Annotated in this window: 11 protein-coding genes; 4 read left to right on the top strand and 7 right to left on the bottom strand. The window is 60.1% G+C overall.

Translation table 11 applies throughout. From position 1 onward, the window contains the following. Positions 1–2: 2 nt before the first annotated feature. From VXJ35_RS09310 to VXJ35_RS09300, 3 genes are read left to right on the top strand one after another with little or no spacing between them, the layout of a single operon-like run. Positions 3–3134 (top strand): MdtB/MuxB family multidrug efflux RND transporter permease subunit, encoded by a 3132-nt coding sequence (locus tag VXJ35_RS09310; protein WP_064021325.1) that lies wholly within the window; start codon positions 3–5, stop codon positions 3132–3134. Then, a complete protein-coding gene (locus tag VXJ35_RS09305; RefSeq protein ID WP_064021324.1) occupies positions 3131–6253 on the top strand; it encodes an efflux RND transporter permease subunit in 3123 nt (1040 codons plus the stop codon). The genes VXJ35_RS09310 and VXJ35_RS09305 overlap by 4 nt, the downstream gene beginning before the upstream one ends. Positions 6254–6264: 11 nt before the next feature. Next, the gene (locus VXJ35_RS09300) at positions 6265–7746 is read left to right on the top strand and encodes an efflux transporter outer membrane subunit (RefSeq protein WP_064021323.1); all 1482 of its coding nucleotides are present in this window, start codon (positions 6265–6267) and stop codon (positions 7744–7746) included. 58 nt (positions 7747–7804) lie between these two features. Here the strand turns inward: VXJ35_RS09300 and VXJ35_RS09295 are convergent, their stop codons facing one another. Together VXJ35_RS09295 and VXJ35_RS09290 are read right to left on the bottom strand one after the other, a co-directional pair. After that, positions 7805–9391: a GTPase domain-containing protein gene (locus VXJ35_RS09295; protein WP_064021322.1), complete on the bottom strand. Its 1587-nt coding sequence runs from the start codon at positions 9389–9391 to the stop codon at positions 7805–7807. Continuing rightward, the gene (locus VXJ35_RS09290) at positions 9372–11114 is read right to left on the bottom strand and encodes a GTPase domain-containing protein (RefSeq protein WP_064021321.1); all 1743 of its coding nucleotides are present in this window, start codon (positions 11112–11114) and stop codon (positions 9372–9374) included. Before VXJ35_RS09290 ends, VXJ35_RS09295 begins: the two co-directional genes overlap by 20 nt. Positions 11115–11230: 116 nt before the next feature. Between VXJ35_RS09290 and VXJ35_RS09285 the strand changes: the two genes are divergently transcribed. Next, positions 11231–11665, top strand: coding sequence for a DUF6694 family lipoprotein (locus tag VXJ35_RS09285; protein WP_064021320.1), 435 nt, complete (start codon positions 11231–11233; stop codon positions 11663–11665). Here VXJ35_RS09285 and VXJ35_RS09280 read toward each other — a convergent pair whose 3' ends face one another. The 5 genes from VXJ35_RS09280 to VXJ35_RS09260 all read right to left on the bottom strand — a co-directional run bounded on the left by VXJ35_RS09280 (position 11666) and on the right by VXJ35_RS09260 (position 16384). Beyond that, the gene (locus VXJ35_RS09280; RefSeq protein WP_064021319.1) at positions 11666–12331 is read right to left on the bottom strand and encodes a DUF2959 domain-containing protein; all 666 of its coding nucleotides are present in this window, start codon (positions 12329–12331) and stop codon (positions 11666–11668) included. Further along, complete coding sequence (locus VXJ35_RS09275; protein ID WP_064021318.1) at positions 12324–12890, bottom strand: uridylate kinase; 567 nt, start codon at positions 12888–12890, stop codon at positions 12324–12326. The genes VXJ35_RS09280 and VXJ35_RS09275 overlap by 8 nt, the downstream gene beginning before the upstream one ends. Continuing rightward, complete coding sequence (gene pabB / locus VXJ35_RS09270; protein ID WP_064023442.1) at positions 12887–14260, bottom strand: aminodeoxychorismate synthase component I; 1374 nt, start codon at positions 14258–14260, stop codon at positions 12887–12889. The genes VXJ35_RS09275 and pabB overlap by 4 nt, the downstream gene beginning before the upstream one ends. A 76-nt stretch (positions 14261–14336) precedes the next feature. Beyond that, a complete protein-coding gene (locus VXJ35_RS09265; protein WP_064021317.1) occupies positions 14337–15395 on the bottom strand; it encodes a hydantoinase/oxoprolinase family protein in 1059 nt (352 codons plus the stop codon). Beyond that, positions 15392–16384: an ATP-grasp domain-containing protein gene (locus VXJ35_RS09260; RefSeq protein ID WP_082880860.1), complete on the bottom strand. Its 993-nt coding sequence runs from the start codon at positions 16382–16384 to the stop codon at positions 15392–15394. Before VXJ35_RS09260 ends, VXJ35_RS09265 begins: the two co-directional genes overlap by 4 nt. Positions 16385–16390: the final 6 nt, after the last annotated feature.

Here is a 16390-nt window from a genome sequence, read left to right as displayed (position 1 = left end):
CCATGAGTTTCACCGATCCCGGCAAGGCCGGCTTTAATCCGTCCAAATTATTCATCCTGCGGCCGGTCGCCACCTCGTTGTTGATGGTGGCCTTGTTGCTGGTCGGCGTGCTGGCCTACCGGCTGCTACCGGTGTCTGCGCTGCCACAGGTCGATTATCCGACGATACAGGTCACCACGCTCTACCCCGGCGCCAGTCCTGAAGTAATGACCGCCATCGTCACCGCACCGTTGGAGCGCCAGTTCGGGCAAATGCCGGGGCTGACCCAAATGACCTCGACCAGCTCCGGCGGCGCATCGGTGATTACGCTGCAGTTCAACCTGAATCTGGACCTGGACGTCGCCGAACAAACCGTGCAGGCCGCGATCAACGCCGCGACCAATTTCCTGCCCAGCGACCTGCCGCAAGCGCCGATCTACAGCAAGGTCAATCCGGCCGACACGCCGATCATGACGCTGGCGGTCAGCTCCAAAGCGCTGCCCTTGTTCAAAGTAGAAGATCTGGTCGATACCCGCATCGCCCAGAAAATCGCCCAATTGCCCGGCGTCGGCATGGTCAGCATCAGCGGCGGCCAACGTCCGGCAGTGCGGATTCAAGCCAACCACAAAGCCCTGGCCGCTTACGGCATCAGCCTGGAAGACGTGCGCGCCGCAATCGCCGCCGCCAACGTCGCCCAGCCCAAAGGCTCGATCAACGGCCCGGCCCGCGCCGCGACGATAGACAGCAACGACCAATTGCGCTCGGCGGCCGAATACCGCGAGTTGGTCGTCACTTATAAAAACGGCGCGCCGGTCAAGCTGGCCGACGTCGCCAATGTCATAGACGGCGCCGAAAACGTGCGGCTGGCGGCCTGGGCCAACGACAATGCCGCCGTGGTCGTCAACATCCAGCGCCAGCCCGGCGCCAACGTGATCGAAGTCGTCGACCGCATCAAAGAACTGCTGCCGAAATTACAGGCCGGGCTGCCGAGCGGCGTCGAAGTCTCGGCGTTGACCGACCGCACCGTGACCATCCGCGCCTCGGTACGCGACGTACAGTTCGAATTGTTGCTGGCTGTGGCGCTGGTGGTGATGGTGATCTTCCTGTTTTTACGCAACGTCCCCGCCACGATCATTCCCGGCGTCGCAGTGCCGTTGTCTTTGGTCGGCACCTTTGCCGCGATGTACCTGGCCGACTTCAGCATCAACAACCTGACGTTGATGGCTTTGACGATTGCGACCGGCTTTGTGGTCGACGACGCCATCGTCGTCATCGAAAACATCTCGCGCTACATCGAACGCGGCGAACCGCCGTTGAAAGCCGCGCTGAAAGGCTCGGAACAGATCGGCTTTACCATTATTTCGCTGACCTTCTCGCTGGTTGCCGTGCTGATTCCGCTGCTGTTCATGTCGGACGTGGTCGGCCGGCTGTTTCGCGAATTTGCGATCACGTTGGCGGTGGCGATTTTGATTTCGGCGCTCGTGTCGCTGACCTTGACGCCGATGATGTGCGCCAAATTATTGCGCAGCGGCCACAGCGAAACCGAGGCCGGCACCGGTTGGTTCGACCGCTTGATTCGGGGCTACGGCATCACGCTGGAATGGGTCATGCGCCGGCAAACCGCGACCTTGTTGGTGTTCTTCGCCACCGTCGCGCTGACCGTGGCGATGTATGTCTGGATTCCGAAGGGATTTTTCCCAAGCCAGGATACCGGGCTGATTCAGGGCTTTTCCGAAGCGCCGCAAACGGTATCGTTTCAGGCCCTGGCCGAACGGCAACAACAATTGGCCGCATCGATCCTGGCCGATCCGGCGGTAGCGAGCCTGTCGTCGTTCATCGGCGTCGACGGCATTAATCCGACGCCGAACAGCGGCCGGTTTTTGATTAACCTGAAACCGCACGGCCAACGGCCGCCGGCGGACAAAGTCATCGCCGCGCTGCGCGAACGCCTGGCCGGCCAGCCCGGCATTGCCTTGTATCTGCAACCGGTGCAGGATTTGACGCTGGAAAACCGGGTCAGCCGCACCCAATACCAATTCACGTTGGAAGGTGCCGATCTGGACGAACTGAACCGCTGGACCGGCAAATTGGCCGACCGGCTCCGGCAGCGGCCGGAGTTCGCCGAGGTGACCAGCGACGTACTGGACCAGGGCCGACAGGTGTTCGTCAATATCGACCGGGCCACGGCCAGCCGGCTCGGCGTCAGTACCGCCGCCATCGATAACGCCTTGTACAGCGCTTACGGCCAACGCCTGGTCTCGACCATTTTCACCCAAGCCAACCAATACCGGGTGGTGCTGGAAGTCGATCCGGCCGAGCAAACCGGGCCGCAAGACTTGCAGGGATTGCGGATACCGTCGACCAACGGTAGCCAGGTGCCGCTGTCGGCCATCGCCGAGCTGTCCGAGCGGCCGACCACGTTGGCGATCAACCATCTCGACCAGTATCCGGTCACAACCGTATCGTTCAATCTGGCTCCCGGTTATGCTCTGGGCGACGCGGTCGCGGCGGTCGAAGCCGCCAAACAAGATGTCGAATTGCCGCTGGCTATCCGCAGTGCCTACCAGGGCGCCGCGCAGGCCTTCAACGCCTCGCTCGGACATACGCTGTGGCTGATTCTGGCAGCCATCGTCACGGTCTATATTGTGCTCGGCGTGTTGTACGAAAGTTACATCCACCCGCTGACGATCTTGTCTACCCTGCCCTCGGCCGGCGTCGGCGCGTTGCTGGCATTACAGCTATCCGGCGGCGATTTGGGCATCATCGGCATCATCGGCATCATTTTGCTGATCGGCATCGTCAAGAAGAACGCGATCATGATGATAGACTTTGCATTGGAGGCCGAGCGCCAACAAGGCCTGCCGCCGGAACAGGCGATTTTTCAGGCCTGCTTGCTGCGGTTTCGGCCGATTCTGATGACGACGCTGGCCGCTTTGCTCGGCGCCCTGCCGTTGATGCTGGGCAACGGCGTCGGCTCGGAATTGCGCCATCCACTGGGCATCACGATGGTCGGCGGCTTGTTGTTGAGCCAGTTGTTGACGCTATACACCACGCCGGTGATTTATTTAGCAATGGATAATCTGGCGCGGCGGGTCAAAACCGCATGCGGCGTTGTCGGCGACGGCGCAACCGAAACCGGCGGCGAATCGCGATGAATTTGTCGGCCCTGTTCATCCGCCGTCCGGTCGCGACCACGCTGCTGACCGTGGCAATCTCGCTGTGCGGCATGTTGGCGTTCCTGAATTTACCGGTATCGTCGCTACCGCAAGTGGACTTTCCGACCGTATCGGTGCAGGCGCAATTACCAGGCGCCAATGCCGAAACCATGGCCGCGACCGTCGCCACGCCGTTGGAGCGGGCATTGGGCCGGATCGCCGGCGTCACCGAAATGACTTCCAACAGCTCGCAAGGCTCGACCCAGATTACCTTGCAGTTCGACTTGAGCCGCGACATCGACGGCGCCTGCCGCGACGTGCAAGCCGCGATCAACGCCGCCGCCGGCATGCTGCCCAGCAACATGCCGAACCGGCCCAGTTATCGGCGCGACAATCCATCGGATTCGCCGATCCTGATTCTGGCATTGACTTCGGACAGCTTCAGCCGCGGCCAGATGTACGACGCGGCGTCGACGATATTGCTGCAAAAAATTTCGCAAATTCCCGGCATCGGCCAGGTGCAAATCGGCGGCGCGGCCTTGCCGGCGGTGCGGGTCGAATTGAACCCGAATGCGCTGAGCCATTACGGCATCGGTTTGGAAGACGTGCGCAATACCATCACCCAGACCAACGTCACCCGGCCGAAAGGCGTGTTGGAAAGCGCCGCTACCCGCTGGCAAATCCAGGCCAACGACCAGGCCCGCAAGGCCGCGGAATATCTGCCGTTGATCGTGGCCTACCGCAACGGCGCGCCGGTGCGGATCGCCGACCTGGGCGAAGCGGTCGATTCGGTCGAGGATTTGCGCAACACCGGCCTGCATAACGGCAAACCGTCGGTATTGCTGATTATCCGCAAACAACCGCTGGCCAACGTGATCCAGACCGTAGACCAGGTCCTGGCCGTGATGCCGCAACTGCGGGCGGCATTGCCGAGCAACATCGAATTGTCGGTGGTGGTCGACCGCTCGCTGTCGATTCGGGCGTCTATCGCAGAAGTCGAACACAGCCTGTTCGTCGCAGTGGTGTTGGTAATCCTGGTGGTACTGGTGTTTTTGCGCAATCCGCGCTCGGCGCTGGTGCCGGTCGTCGCGGTGCCGGCTTCGCTGCTCGGTTCCTGTGCCGTAATGTATCTATGCGGATTCAGCCTCAACAACCTGACGCTGATGGCCTTGACCATTGCTACCGGCTTCGTCGTCGACGACGCCATTGTCGTGGTCGAGAACACTAACCGCCATATCGAGGCGGGTGTGGCACCGTTCCGCGCCGCTTTGTTGGCAGCCAAGGAAGTCGGTTTTACCGTATTGTCGATGAGCCTGTCGCTGGTCGCGGTATTCCTGCCGATTCTGCTGATGGGCGGCGTACCGGGCCGGCTGTTTCGCGAATTCGGCGTGACCTTGTCGGCCGCGGTGCTGGTGTCTTTACTGGTGTCGTTGACGACGACGCCGATGTTGTGCGCGCGCTGGCTGAGCAAGGACGAAAAACGGCACGGCCGGACCTACCATGCGATTGGCTCGGCCTTGGACTGGCTGCAACGGCTTTATCTGACCAGCTTGACTTGGGCCCTGCGCCACGGCCGGATCATGCTGTTGTTGCTGCTGGCGACCATAGGCTTGAACGTTTATCTGTATGGCGCGATCGACAAGGGTTTTTTTCCGACCCAGGACGGCGGCCGCCTGCTGGGCGAGATTCAGACCGACCAGAACACCTCGTTCCAGACCCTGCAGAAGCAGTTCGGACAAATCGTGGACATTCTGCTGAAAGACCCGGCCGTCGCCAACGTGGCCGGTTTCGCCGGCAGCTCGCAAAGCGCGAACAGCGCCCGGATCTTCATTACCTTGAAACCGCACGAACAGCGCGACGGCATCGAGATTGTGATGGACAGGCTGCGCAAGGCGGCCGGCCGGATACCGGGCGCCAATCTGCACATGTTCCCGGCCCAGGAACTGCGTATCGGCGGCCGGATGTCGTTCGGCCTGATCGATTACACCTTACAGTCCGACGATCTGGAACTGCTCCGGCAATGGACCCCCAAAGTCCAGGCCGCGTTCGCCAAATTGCCGGAATTGAGCGATGTCAACTCCAGCCAGCAAGACAAAGGCGAACAGATCGGTCTTACCGTAAACCGCGATCTGGCAGCCCGCTATGGTGTCAGCCAGGGTTTGATCGATACCAGCCTGAACAATGCCTTCGGCCAGCGCCAGGTATCGGTGATCTACAATCCGCTAAACCAATACCGGGTCATCATGGAAGTGGCACCGCAATATTGGCAGTCTACCGATACTTTAAAACAGCTTTACATCAGCGCTCCCGGCCAACCCGGAGCCGCCGAATCGAGCCAGCCCAAGCAAGTGCCGCTGTCGGCGCTGGCCAGTTTTGCCCCGACCAATACACCGTTAACGGTGCGCCACCAAGGCCAATTCGCGGTCGGCGAGTTGTCGTTCAACCTGAAACCCGGCGTATCGATGTCGACCGCCAGCGTCGCGATCGAGCAGGCTTTGCGCGAGATCGGCCTGCCGGCCACGATAACCGGCGGCTTTCAAGGCTCGGGCAAGGCGTTTCAGGAAGCGCTGCGCAACCAACCTTGGCTGATTTTGGCGGCCTTGATCAGTATTTACATCGTGCTCGGCGTGCTTTACGAAAGCCTGGTGCATCCGCTGACAATCCTGTCCACCTTGCCCTCCGCCGGCGTCGGCGCGCTGCTGGCTTTGATGGCCTGCGAAAAGGAATTCAGCATCATCGCGCTGATCGGCGTGATTCTGTTGATCGGCATCGTCAAGAAAAATGCGATCATGATGATCGACTTTGCCTTGCACGCCGAACGCGAGCACGGCCTGGATTCGCGCGCTGCGATTTTCGAGGCCTGCCTGCTCAGGTTCCGGCCGATTCTGATGACGACGTTGGCCGCCTTGTTCGGCGCGCTGCCGTTGGCCTTCGGCAGCGGTTACGGCGCCGAATTACGCCAGCCGCTTGGCATCGCGATCATCGGCGGGCTGATATTCAGCCAATTGCTAACTCTGTACACGACACCGGTGGTTTATCTGTATCTGGACCGATTCCGACTGTGGCTGCATAGCCGTTTTAACAACCTTAACGCCCGCCCGGCGACCCACTCCGTTTAACACTGATCTTCATGCGCTCAACAAAAAACTCCGCCACGCTCGCCTGCTTGCTGACCTTACCTTTGGCCGCCTGCACGGTCGGTCCCGATTATGTCCGCCCGCAAGCAGCGCTATCCGACGAATTCAAGGAAATCAAAGGCTGGAAACAAGCTCAACCGCGCGATAGCGGATTGCCCGGCAAATGGTGGGAAATATACGGCGACCCGTTGCTGAACAGTCTGGCCGAGCAAGTCGCCGGCGCCAACCAGTCCGTCATGCAAGCCGAGGCGCAATACCGCCAGGCGCAGCATCTGGTGCAATCGGCGCAATCGTCGCTGCTGCCGGTGGCAACCTTGACCGGTACCTTCAACCGCTTCAAAGCCGCCACCGGCCAAAACGTTGCCGTCGCCGGGGTGCGCAACCTGTTCGGCCAGGCGGTCGGTATCGCTTGGGAGCCGGATTTATGGGGCCAGGTCCGGCGGCAACTGGAAGCCAATACCGACAGCGCCCAAGCCAGCGCCGCGACATTGCACGGCTTGATTCTTTCCAGCCAGGCCGCGCTGGCGGACAACTATTTCCAATTACGCACGCTGGATGCGCAGAAGGCTTTGCTCGAGGAAACCATCGCCGCGTTTGCCAAGACCCTGGAAATCACCAAAAACCGCTACGCGGTCGGCGTCGCCGCCAAAGCCGACGTCGTCCAAGCCGAAACCCAACTCGAAACCGTCCGCGCCCAAGCCATCGATTTGGGCGTGCAACGCGCCAAACTCGAGCACGCGATTGCAGTCCTAATCGGCAAATCCCCGGCGGAACTGGCATTGGCGCCGGCGCCGCTAAACAGCCAACCTCCCGGTATTCCGGTCAATCTGCCGTCGGAATTGCTGGAGCGCCGCCCGGACATCGCCGCGGCGGAACGCCAAATCGCCGCCGCCAACGCCCAGATCGGCGTCGCCAAGGCTGCGTATTATCCGACCCTGAACCTGGGCGGCACCAACGGCTTCCAGTCCGGCGACCCCGGCAACCTGTTTACCATGGCCCGCCGCTATTGGTCGCTGGGCCCGGCCGGCCTGGCCTTGACCCTTTTCGACGGCGGCGCCAAGAACGCCCAGTACAAACAAGCCATCGACGCCTACGATGCCAGCGTCGCCGCGTACCGGCAGACCGTACTGACCGGCTTCCAGGAAGTGGAGGACAATTTGGCGGCGTTGCGCATTTTGGAACAGGAAACCCAAGTCCAGGACAAGGCGGTCGCCAACGCCAAACAAGCCCTGGCTCTAACCAACAACCAGTACCAAGCCGGCACGGTCAGCTATCTGAACGTGATGACCGCGCAAACCGCCGCGCTGGCCAACCAGCAAACCGCGGTGCAGTTATTGGGACAACGCCTGTCGGCTTCGGTGCAACTGGTCAAAGCGTTGGGCGGCGGCTGGAACGAAACCCTGCTGCCGACGGCGGACCAGGCCGGCGGCGAGCGGAAGTGGACCGATTATTTGATTCTGCCGTTGGTGGAATAAGCGGCTTGGCGACTTGAGCCGCGATAACGGATTCGATGCGGCGGCGGTGTTAATCCCGTCAGCCGGCATCGGCCAACAATACCCTGCCCAACAAGCTCTGCTTGTCGATCGCCGTTTCCGGCTCCGCCGCGCAACGCGCGACCAGCGCCTGTAACTCGGCGCACAACTCTTCGTTACGCTGCTGTTCCGAGACCAATACTTGCTTTATCTCTGCGAACACCGCGGCCAAAGCGTGTTGCAAGCCTTGGCGCAAACCTTTCAATCCAGCCTTGTACAACGACGGCTGGATTTTTTTATGCAGGAAAAACGGGATCAGCCAGCTCAAGCCGATCAACAGTACGCTGTGCACGGCAAAGTCGGTACCGAGATAGGCGCTGTGCTCGGCTGTGCTGTGGTAGTAGCCGGAAAAAACCTGGTAGCCGACCGCACCCATCGCCGCCAGCGGCAGCACGGTTTCGGCGGCTGCGGTCAATTTCAAGAGGAAACGTTGCGTGCCGTTACCGGGATGCAACATCGCCTGGCGCCCGGCCAGTTCGGTCTGTGCGGCCAAGGTCTTGCCGGCCTGCTCGCGAATGCTTTGCAGAGCGGCCTTCAACGGCTTGGTCGGCAATCCGGCTTGCGCCGCCTGCAGCACCAGTTCGTCGAGCATGTCGTCCAGCCGGTTTTGCGCCCAAGCGTCCCACAGCGCAATCTCGGCCTTATCGCCCAAGTTATCGGCCCAGAATTTGGCCAGTTGTTGCATGGCCCAGGCCAAACCGGTTTGCAATTGGGTTTCGGCTTGCTGCCACTGCGCGTCGAGGTTGGCCTGTAACGCCTGAAAATCGCGGCCGCCGAGTTCGGTAGCCAGGTGTTGCAGAGTTTGTTGCAAGCGCCGCCGACGCAGTTGCCGATTGCGGCGTTCCAACTGGGCCACGTTATGCCGGCCGGACAATTGCCGCAATTGCTCCAGCAACAGGCCGAACTCGTCGCCGTGCGGTTCGCTGCAACTGGTGCGGAAAATCAACGGATCGGCGAAACCGGCCTTGGCCAGTTGCTGCCTGAAGTCGTCGTATTGCACCGGCAGACCGCGGTCCCATTGGTTCATGACGAACAGCCAGGCGTGTTTGGCGCCTTCCGCCAGCAGCAACTGCCACGCTTTGTTGTCGCGGTAACGCTCCGGGCTGACCACGTACAACAGCACGTCGATATGCGGCAGCCATTCCAGCACCAGGCGCTGGTTGCCGAGTTCGACGCTATCGAAATCCGGCATGTCGATCCAGACGATATGGCTGTTGCGCTCGTCGTTGTGCCGGCTGATTTTGATGCTGTCCAGCGGCAAACCCTCCGGCAATTTATCGACACCCAGGCTGCTATGGTGGTACAGCGTGACTTCGCGCGAGGTCGGCCGTTCGATGCCGGCTCTGGCGATGGCTTGGCCGGCCAGCCGGTTTAACAAACTGCTTTTGCCGACGCCGGTACCGCCCATGAAAGCAACGATCAAAGGCGCGCCGTCCCGGCAGGCCTCGGCATTAAATAGCGCACCGGCTGCGGCCGGCTCCAGATTCTGCAACAATGCAGCCTGCTCGGCGCTCAACCGGCCTGCCGCAGCGGCACTTGCCGCCCATTGTTGGGCTGCGGCCAACAGCTCAGAGTATGCGTAAGCCATGTTTCTTCTCTTTCAAAGCCAGTTCCGCGGCGTGGCATTGTTGTTCGGAAATGTTGAAGCGGGTCTGGCTGTGTACGGCCAGCGGCAATTGGTACAAGCGCTGTTTCAGACAGCCGTCGAACAAGGCGTTGTTCACGGTGGCGAATTGGTGCTGTTTCAATTCGGCTTCGACCCGGTGCATGTAACTGCCGATAGCGCTTTCCGCCAGCAACGACGTGATGGTCAAGATCAACGGCGTAATCACCAGATCTTGTACACCGATGCCGCCGGCCTGAATCGCCAGCAGCATCGCCCCGGCGTCGGTGGTGGCTCTGGTCGCGCGCAGGCTGTTCAGAACCAACGGCTGGTCCTGTAATTTACGGTACAGGCGTTGCGCGGCCGCTTCGACATCCTGCTGGAAATCCTGGTGGTAGCTGTCGACGGCGCGTTGGTAGGCCAACAGAATTTCGCCGCGGCGCTGGCGCAAAGCCATCGCGTTTTCCCGCCACCAATAACTGTCCGCCGGTTCGGTTTCGGTTTTCTCCAACACCCGGTCGGCAAGCTGAATCAACAAGTGCTCGCCCAACTGCTGCAATACCGCCAGTTCATGACTGGGATTGGCGGCGGATTTGGCGTTGCTCCAATCCATCATCTTGCGAAACGGCCAGGTCATCGCTCGCCGGGTTTTACCTAATATCCGCGCCAGGCCGGGAATTTCCAATAGCGTCAGCAGATTCAACAACGCATTCTGGAAGGTTTCGTAATGGTGGGGATGGTTCAGGTAGTCGCGCCGGTAGTCGCGCAAGGCATCGGCCAGGCATTGGTCGACCAGGGTTTGCCAATGACGTTGAGCATGGTGTTCGCTGAACACCGGCTCCAGCCACGGCAGCCAGTAACGGCCGATAAGCTGTTGCTGCTTGTCGGCATGCTTGCTGCGCTGCGCTTTTTTCGCCAATTCGGCGACAAGCCGAGAGGCCTGAACCGGCCATTGCGGTTGCGCCGGCGCTTTCTGGAACAGCAGCGCCACCATCGGCGGCGGCGGGTCGCTGCGGGTTTGCCGCCATTTGTCGCGCAACGAATCCAGAATCACGGCCTCGCTGCCTTCGCTGAGTTTGTTGACGCAAACCAGGGTCGGCTGGCGGTAGGCTTCGATAAATTTCATCAAGTCCCACACCGATTGGTCGGCGTATTTTTCCTTGCTGACCACCAAAATCACGGCATCGGCCAAAGCTATCGTACGCACCACACCTTCCCGGTAATCGGCCGAATCGATCGAATCGAAATCCGGGGTATCCCACAACACGCAGTCCGGCAGCAGGCCGGAATCGGCTGCGGCCGGGCTCAGCGAATAGCAATCGTAGCGTCCCGGCCGCAACCCATCGCGTTGCAACTGCTGGAAGCGGCCGAAATACTGCTGCAGGCCGGCGCAATCTTCAATCGGTACCCGATGGCAAAAACCCTGGGCATGCACAGTATAGCCGGCCAGCGGGCTGACCCCGGCGCTCGCGCTGTTCAATAGCAGATTGACTACCGAGCTTTTGCCGGCTTGAGTCGGACCGATCACGGCAATCTGCAACGGCAAGGCCGGCTGGTTTTGCAGCAATTGGCCCTTGCGGATAAACGCCTCGGCGTGAAGTAGTTGTTCTATGCGTTGCTGGTATTCCGTAAAGCGGGAATTTTTTCGGTCCAACTGCTGTAGCACAATTTCGTAACGCTGTTTGAGAAGTTGGATAAATTCCAGCATGTGGTAAGCTTGTGTTTTTAATTACCGAGTAATTTGGTTTGTTGGGTGACCCGCATTACAACCATTATAAATACAAAAAATCGGGTTTGTTTATTTAGCCACTGGGGGGCTGCAGTATGAAAAAAGCGTCAACGGTATTGGTTTTATTGCTGTGTTCGGTGATGGCCGGTTGCAACAAAAGCAACCAGATCAACGGCAGCAGCATGAAAACCGTCAATAGGTCGATCAGCCACATCAAGGAGAAATTGCCGCTGGACCAGCGCATCGAGTTCGAAGTGTCGTTCTGGACCTTGCGCGACGAGATCCGCAGTAACCAGGAGTTCCTGGACGCGATCGACGGCAAAACTCCCGAGCAGTTGATAGAAACCGGTAAGGAGTTGTTCGCCAAACGTAAGGCTTCCGGCAATAAAGAGTACTCCCAGTACACCTCTTGGGACCAAATGATTACCCAATATTCGCAAGAACGCATCGACCAGAACCGCAAGAAAACGCCGGACGCCCGTGACAAGAATCCGCCGGCGCGGGTCGATTACAAAATGCACGCGATGTAATTATTTGCGCACGGCCACCGGGGCCGGCAGTTGCTTCTGGTCCGCGAGGACCGCAACAAACTGGCTGGCCTCGGTAATGGTTTTCTCCATCACCTCGATCAACTTCGAAATATCCACGCCAATCTCGACAAACTCGTGCCGCAACGCCGCGATGGCGTGGGCATTGAGGTTGTGCTTCAGAAACAAAACCTGGTCCTGAAACGCCGCCAACACCGGCACCATGCGGTTTTCCGCGGTTTGCAGCGCCTTGAGTAAACGGGCATATTGCTGGCGGGATTTTTTCAACTGTTGCTGGCTGCGGGCCCGTAATGCCCGGTTGCTGTATAAATCCAGTTCCGTTTCCCATTCGGCGAACAAGGCCTCGCTGACCTCCTCCACCGCTTGTATCTTCTGGCTGACGGCGTCGGCTTTACTGCGGCATAAATCGTAGCGCCGCTTCAATTGCTGGTAGCGTTGTTCCAACGAGCTCTCCGGCAAGTGCACCAGGGTTTTGAATTTATCCAACGCTTCGACGAATTGGTCGCGGCTGTCTTTCAGACTGTGGCAAGCCTGGTCGACCTGCATCACGACGATGTCGCGTTTGTGGTGGCCGAGCAGGGATTCCCGGCTCTGGTAATAGGCTTTGCGCAAGCGCCGGTTCAGAATGGCTTTCAGGAAACTAATCATGGCGAAACGGGAATTCGTCTTTATTGACTACGGTAATCTTAAAGAATGCGGCGTTAGCGAAGCGGGCAAAAGCCGGGTCGAGGATGCCCTGCCGCTGCAATTCCGGCCAAGCGGTGCCGGCGGTAATCGGCGCCGACTTGACCACGACCAACGCGTCGGCGGCGATGCGCCCGGCCAGCCAAGCGGCCAGACTATCCGAGGTGATATCCCAACTAGCCGGAATCCCGGCCGCGTCCAATTCGGCGATTTGCGGCACCCAAACCAGCGTTTTGGCGGAAACCGCTGCGGCTGCCACCGATTCGGCACCGGATACGATTTCCAGTTCGGGACACAGTCCGCGCATCAATTCGGCCATTTGCTGCATGGCCAGCAGCGCCATACGGTGTGCGGCAACCTCGCCGAAACGATATCGGCGCTGCGCCGTCCGCACCTGATCGGCAAACGGGCCGCCGCCGGGCACGATCACAGTCAGTCCCGGCAATCGCATCGCGGCCGCCAAACACAGCGGCAACGCGGCGGTTTCCAACAAACTGCCGCCCAGTTTGACGACGCGAATCATGTCCCGAATTGCGCCAACACCTGCAACAGTGCCGCCGCTTTATCGAAGCATTCCTGGTATTCCGCGTCCAGCACCGAATCGTTGACGATGCCGCCGCCGGCCCAAAAGCGGATGCTGCCGCGGTTGTGCACCAGCGTCCGGATCGCGATGTTGGTGTCCATATTGCCGTCGAAGCCGACGTAACCGATCGCGCCGCAATAGATGCCGCGCCGGTGCGGCTCCAATTCCTCGATGATTTCCATGGCCCGGATTTTCGGCGCACCGGTAATCGAGCCGCCCGGAAAACAACTGCGCAACAAATCCAACGCATGCTGGCCGGCCGCCAACTGGCCGGTGACGGTACTGACCAAATGGTGCACGGTGGCGTAGCTTTCCACCGCAAACAAATTCGGCACCCACACCGAACCTTTGCGGCAACACTTGCCCAAGTCGTTGCGCAACAAATCGACGATCATGACGTTTTCCGCCCTATCCTTGGCGCTGGCCACCAAATCCTCGATCTGAGCCTGGTCCTGTTCCGGATCGGCCCGGCGCGGGCGAGTACCTTTGATCGGCTTGGTCTCGACCGCACCGTCGGTCACTTTCAAAAATCGTTCGGGCGACGAACTCAATACCTGCACGTCCGGCAGATTTAGATAGGCGCTGAACGGAGCGGCATTGATCCGCCGCAACACCGCGTAAGCTTGCCAGGGGTCGCCGGTGCAGGCACTGCTGAAACGCTGCGTCAGATTGATCTGGTAACAATCGCCTTCTTTCAAATAATTTTTGATTTTGCCGAATGCCGCCGCGTATCCGTGCTTGTCCATGTTGGCGGCCGGCGCCTGCAACACTCGAAAAGCTTCGGCCGGCGCCGGCGGCGCTAGTTGGCTGAATTCGGCAACCAGGCGCTGCTGCAGCGCATCCGCCAGATCGTATCCGACCAGCCAGCTTTGTTGTTGCTGATGATCGACCACCACGGCCCAGCGGTAAATGCCGACGGCCATTTCGGCGATTTGCTCGGCATCTTCGGCAATCGCCGGCAATTTTTCGATGCGCCGCGCCAGATCGTAGCCGAAATAGCCGATCGCACCGCCGCAAAACGGCAAGCCTTCGATGGCCGGCAAGCTTGCGCCCAAGTGTTGCTTCAACAACTCGAACGGATCGGCGCCGCTCTCGACGACCCGGCCGTCGCGCTCGATCCGGGTGGTGTTGCCGTAGGTTTGCAAGGTGGCGACCGGCGCGTAAGCCAGAATATCGTAACGGTCCTGGCGGCTATGGGGTTGCGCGCTATCCAGGAACACCGCCCACGGCAGATGGGCAATCGGAGCGAATAATTGCGCGCTGTCCGGAAAATACGGCAGCGGATGTTTAGTGGGTTTGGCTAGAAGCATTAAACGGGGATGCAGGGCCGGCTTGGCCGGCAAGGACGTGATTGAACACCGTCAGATTTTATACCAGCCGCCGGCTTTAACCAAACCGGCCGGCCAGATAGGCCACTGCGGCGGCCGGCGCACAATCGCCGGCATCGATCTGGCCGCCCCCGCCTGCCGTCGGCAGTAAATCGGCGAAATCCCGGTAAATCAAGCCTAACTCGGCGGCGATCTGTTTGACCAGGAAGCGGCCGACACCGGCACCGAGCATGATGCAGCGTTGCGGCCGCGCCGCGGCTTGCAGCCGCCTTCGGCAAGCCTCGACAAGTTGTTGCTGCTGGCATTGTTTAAGGTGGGCAGCAAATGCCAGCCACAGCGGCCAATCGGCAGCGTCAAATTCGTAACCGGTCAAACGGGACAAACGCCGGGCGCTGGCAAGCGCCGTTTTTTCCGCACCGTCGGCGGTATCGGCCTGATCGTGGGCGTCGTTCAAGTCACCGGTCAGCCGATAGACATCGGCCGTTGTGGCGAACAGTTCGGCCATTAAACCCATGTGCCGGCCATTGAACTCGGCCTGTTGAGTAATCGCCATTACCGGCGTTCTAACCACGCCGGTATAGACCAGCTCACCGGACACCAGGCGCTGGTAATCGGTATAGCCTGCTACGCAGGGCTGGGATTGCTCGATCAACAATAAATCGGTCGTGGTGCTGCCGATATCGACGAACAACGCATCCGGTATGCGTTGGGCCGCCAGCATCACGCTGGCCAACCAATTGGCGGAGGCGATGTCCATACAATCCGCCGCAGCCACCCGCCCGGCCGCTAAAAAACCGCGCAAACCGGCGAAGACATCGATCCGGTCAGCGCCGTAATGGCGACACATCGCGTCGATAATCGCCGCGACGCCCTGCTCCCGGCTGGTAAAACAATCGACCAGTTCGCCGGTCATGGTCAACGCATGCCGGCAGGCGCTCAAATCCAGGTTGGCGGTTAGTTCGGCTATCGCGCGATGCAAGTAATCGATGCCCTTCCACAGCGGGCACGCCGCCTGACCGACGCTGACGATGTCGCCGGCGGCATTCAATAGCGCCAGCTTCAGGTGGGCGCCGCCAACATCCCAACCGGCAATCGGATAAGCTGCCGTGTGCTTCATATGGTTACCTCCACGCATTGTTGCCGGGACGGAACCGCTATCGGCTCGCCCTGCCTGAGCCGTAACACCTGCTCGGCGACATTGATGCCGGTGGCCTGGCCGATGCCGACATAGGAGCTGGTCAGGCGCGGATTGATTTCCAGCACCAACGCGGCAGATTCGCCGGTTTCGATTAGATCGATACCGGCGTAGCCCCATAAGCCCGGCAAGGCCTCAGCAATCCGGCCGACCAGATGGCGATAATCGGCTTCGCGCTGTTGGTGAATGTTGACCAAGCATCCGTGCAAACTGAATCGCTGCCCCGCCAAAACGATTTGTTGCTGATTACAGGTCAAGAAATAACCCTTGCCGTTTTTGAATAAGGCCGACAGGCTGATCGCTCGGCCCGCCACGAACGGCTGGACCACATAGTGTTCCGGCTGATCCAAATCCGCAACCGCGGCCGGCAAAGCGCCCGCTGCCACTACCCGAGTATCCTGGCAACCGGCGCCATCCCGGATTTTTACCACCGTCCGCCCAGGAAAATCCGGACATTTCTCGGCCGGGTAGGTCTCCACCGCCGGGATCGCGTGCGCGGTAAGATGGCGGTAGGTCGCCAACTTGTCGCCGCACAGCGCCAGCGTCGCTACGTCCGATAACAAGGTTTCGATACCGGCGGCCTGCGCCATTTGCGCCAACCGGCTCAAGATGCCGCCGGTTTCCGGGGCGATCGGCCAAAACAGGTCGGCTTGCGCCAACAGCTCAGGCAGCAGAGCCATGATATCCTGGCCGGCACCGATTCGGACCAACTCGGCATGCTCCGAATCGATAGCTAAATCGCAGCGTTGGTCCAAGAGGACCCGTAACCGCAGTTGCGGAATCCGCTTCAGTTCGCCCAACAAAGCCTGTAACATCATCCGGCCTTCGGCCAGCAAGGATGCAGGTAAAGCCTCGCCGGCCATACCGCCGCCGCTTATATATTCGAATACCAGAATGGTCAGTTGTTTCACCCGCTC

Source organism: Methylomonas sp. DH-1 (assembly GCF_046097555.1).
Lineage (GTDB): Bacteria > Pseudomonadota > Gammaproteobacteria > Methylococcales > Methylomonadaceae > Methylomonas > Methylomonas koyamae.
Note: the sequence above shows the minus strand (reverse complement) of the source record. Positions and strands in the feature narration are given on the sequence as shown.